Annotated in this window: 2 protein-coding genes; one reads left to right on the top strand and one right to left on the bottom strand. The window is 51.4% G+C overall.

Annotated elements, in window-relative coordinates; all coding sequences use genetic code 11:
- Window positions 1-444 precede the first annotated feature (444 nt).
- Complete coding sequence (locus F1593_RS27455; RefSeq protein WP_149404739.1) at window positions 445-2355, top strand: RodZ family helix-turn-helix domain-containing protein; 1911 nt, start codon at window positions 445-447, stop codon at window positions 2353-2355.
- 49 nt (window positions 2356-2404) lie between these two features.
- Here the strand turns inward: F1593_RS27455 and F1593_RS27460 are convergent, their stop codons facing one another.
- The gene (locus tag F1593_RS27460) at window positions 2405-3628 is read right to left on the bottom strand and encodes a mannosyltransferase family protein (RefSeq protein WP_149404740.1); all 1224 of its coding nucleotides are present in this window, start codon (window positions 3626-3628) and stop codon (window positions 2405-2407) included.
- Window positions 3629-3971 lie beyond the last annotated feature (343 nt).

Below are 3971 nucleotides of genomic sequence, written 5' to 3' on the forward strand. Positions count from 1 at the left end.
CATCACCCTCCTTTTCGTGGTAGTATATCGCAGAAAGACAGGCTCCTTCTCACCCACCTCTGCAGATACGATGAGGGAAAACAGGGCCGGGTCTCGATGACGGAAAACCATACAGGCAGGGAGCTCTTGCTTCATCCCCCCATTTGTTGGAGTAGGTGCACGCAGCGCAGCGCAGGTCGATGCCTACGTTTTTCTTCATTTGAGATAAGACGACAGACCAACGTAGCCGCCACCGGCCACCGTAGAACAGTGGCTCTGCGCGCGCTTCCGCAGACGTTGGACCTGCTGTCCTGCCCTGTCCTGCCCTGTACGTGAACATTGGAATGCTCTGCTTTTGCTGGTTTTCAGGGTTGCTATAGTACGGAAAAGTCGTATAATGGTAGATGTACGGCTTGATATCGCTACTGTTCAGTATAGGATGCAAAAGGATTTTCAAGGAAGATTATGCGTACATTTATTTCTATGCTACCGAGTAGGATGCATGCTTTTATGCGGATGTTTACAGTTACGCTGCGAAACTTTCCCTGGAGAACACGTTTCCAGGCTCTCTGGTACAATCGCCACAAAGTAGCTGTATTGTGTACATCATTGCTGCTCTTTGGAATCTGCTTGAGCACGATTTACTGGCAGTTTCAGACGGCACAGGCGAAAGATATCACCGCTACCAATGACTCAGGCTCAGGGGACACACAGAAAAAATCAGATCAGGCATCCATCACACAAACACCCTCGGCTACCTCCTCACCGTCCGGTTCCTCAATCACACCAGAGGTGGGCATCATTCCCACACCATCCATTCATACTAACCCGTCAGCGAATGCTGGTAGCACCACTCCACCTGATAACAGTCAGACCTATCCCCCTGCCTCGTCAGGCACCACCCCGCCTGCGCAGAGTGGACAAACCTATCAACCAGTTACTCCAGGCAATAGCGGATCGGGAACAACCAGCGCCCCCACCAGAACGGCGTCCACACCAGCAGTGAGTCCAACACGCGGCACCACCCTGACGCCTACCGCTACCGCTACCCCTCCCACGACCAACCCAGCAACACCAACAGCAACTGATACTCCCACAGTGACAGATACCGCCACCGATACGCCGACATCGACCGTAACGCCCAGCCCCGTTCCCACGGCAACGATTACACCCATTCCCACCTCAGGGACGCCAACACTGACACAGCTTGATCAGATCACCCATGGCGCATTTGGCGCCGACAACAACTATGTTCCCAATAGCTGGGGTGTCCAGAAAAACCGGGTTATTCGCACCAGTAATGGAGATGTCTTCACAACCTATATCTCCGCAGGTGCAGGCAACACTGATCGCAGATGGCATTTAATGCGCAAAACACCCACGGGCAACTGGCAGAAACTGCAAAGTGGCGATGCCGGGCAGGAGCCAATCAATATCCTGCGCGGCCCCCATGATGAGATCTATCTTTTTACCTGGCCGGGCACCGCTGGCATCCTCAATCAGATCAGCTCAAGCGATGGCGGGCGCAGCTTCCAAACCAGGCAGATTCCAGGAGAGTGGATCGCCGATCAGGGCTATAGTGGCAGCACCATCGATGCGCAGGGCAATATGGTCATCTTCCAGACCGGCTATAACGTCCCTGGCGTCTTCTACTGGTCCTATTATGATGCAGCCAGCCAGCAATGGACCTTTCACACCACCACGATTAACTATCGCTACACCTATGCCTTCTTCTTCCTGGGACCCAAACACGATCTCACCATCACCGCCATGCGGGATGTTCTGCGACCAGAACTGGGCTATCCTTCATCCACGGGCTTTAACTACATCTTCAACGCCATCAAATACTTTTACATTCCCAATATTGACGATCCAGCCACTATTCAAGATCTCAACGTCGCGGAGGTGCAGCCACAGAACAACAGCGACTACGACATCACCTATCTGATGGACAGCTATATCGACACCTATGGCCGTACGCATATCCTCTATAATAATCTCTACAACGGTACCCATCATGTAGTTATCGCAAATGGAAAGATCATCAAAGATGTCATCCTGAACATCGATTATCGAACGAAGGCGCGTATCACCCAGGACGCCGCCAGCCATTTTTACATCATCAGCACCAGCGGAGATGGCAAGACACTCAACGTCTATCCCGGCGCGGACAATGATACCGATGGCACACAGCTAGCTGCTCCGACACATCTCGACATCTCCCAATTCCCCGCCTGTACCGACGACGACTTCTGCCACGAACCCACCTTTACCATCCCCCGTGCCGGAAATCCCAACAGTGACATCCTCGACGGCACCTATGGAGCCTACACCAGAGAGATCTACTTCCAGATCAACCTCCATGGAAAACCATAGCTATCGGTTTGGTGCAAAAGAGACACATCCATTCCATTGGACGCCGGGCCTATGCAACCCAGCGTCCGATGGCGAAGAGGACCACGTTGACGGCCAGAGTGAGCGGGAAGAAGATGATGATGTAACGATGACAGGCCGGATTCTGTTTCCATTCAACTGCCAGGAGGATGATGCAGGGGAAAATGACCATCAGATAGCGCGGGATGGACATGAGGGGATTGGGAAAGTCTACAGCGGTGCTCAGAGAGTATAAGAGGAGCGATAGCGCGAAGACGCTGTAGTAGAGCGGGAGGCGTCGCCAGTATTTGATCAACAAGATAATGGGCAAGATGGTAAAGCAGAGGTCGAGCAGGTTATTGTAGAGCGAATCTAATGGCACGACAAAGGTGATTAGATACCAGAGAGAGGAGAAGAGCGCGGTCAGCGGTAGCACAGGATGACGTCCCCACGAAATGACATCATGCAGGAAGAGCAGGGGATTATGCCAGTTCAGGTACAGGTAGAGCATGTAGATTACCACTCCCAGCGGGATAATCAGCAGTGAACACAATGCATTGATCATCTCGCGTCTGTGGCTACGCAGATATTGTGGCAGCGGCCAGTAGTGCTGGAGAAAGCAGACAAAGAGGGCTACGATGATGACAGCACCGGTTTCACGCGTCGTGGCAGCCAGGCCCGCGCATAAACTTGCCAGCCACCAATCCCGCTTCCGACCACGCTCCAGGAAGACAAAGGTCGCCAGACAGAAGAAGAGAAAGAGCGATTCCGTATAGCCGAAGGAAAAGAAGATGGTATAGGGAAAGAAAGCCAGCAACCAGACCGCTGTTTTTGCCAGCGCGGCATCGAAATACTTGTTGGTTAAGCGGTAGAGAAGTTGTAGCGAGACAAAGAAGAGCAGATTAGAAAGGATGATACTGGAAATATAATAGGCGGTTTCACCCGGTAGGAAGAGTGACAGGGGATAGCCAAGCAAGCGGATTGTCGCGGGCCAGAGTGGAAAGAAGACCGTCAGGCCAGGCTGATGATGATAGCCCAGCGCTGCTATCCGTACATAAAACACATTATCCCAGCGCCACCACGCCAGCAGGTAAGTCTGAAGATCGAATGGACTATTATGCTGCAACACTTCAGATGTCACCTGAGTCGGATCAAAAGGGAAACCAGCTTTTCCAGCGGCAATGGCAATCACTGGAAGCGTAATCAACAAAAGAAAGATCCGACTGAAAATAAATGCATTTTTTGCTTCATCGTTGCTAGATACCAGGGAATGCATAAGCAATTAAATCCTTTTTATAGAAGTTATCAATATAAATATAGCAAATATGGGCACTCTGTCAACCCCCAAAAACGTGATTTGCCATCTGAAACCGAAAACATCTAAAAACACGTAGGTGCGGCACGAACGCCAGTGAGTCCCGCTTTCCCGTGATTCGTATAATTCTCTCACCTCATCCATACGCCAACAAATGGAGGTGAAGCAAGAACTCCCTGCCTGTATGGTTTTCCGTCATCGAGACCTGAGCGTGAGTGCCCTCATCGTACCTGTTCAGGTTGTCCGCAAAAAAGCTGAACAAGAAAAGCGATAAGCTGAGCAAGAAAGGACGAAAAAGGATGAG

This window comes from Dictyobacter arantiisoli (genome assembly GCF_008326305.1).
Lineage (GTDB): Bacteria > Chloroflexota > Ktedonobacteria > Ktedonobacterales > Ktedonobacteraceae > Dictyobacter > Dictyobacter arantiisoli.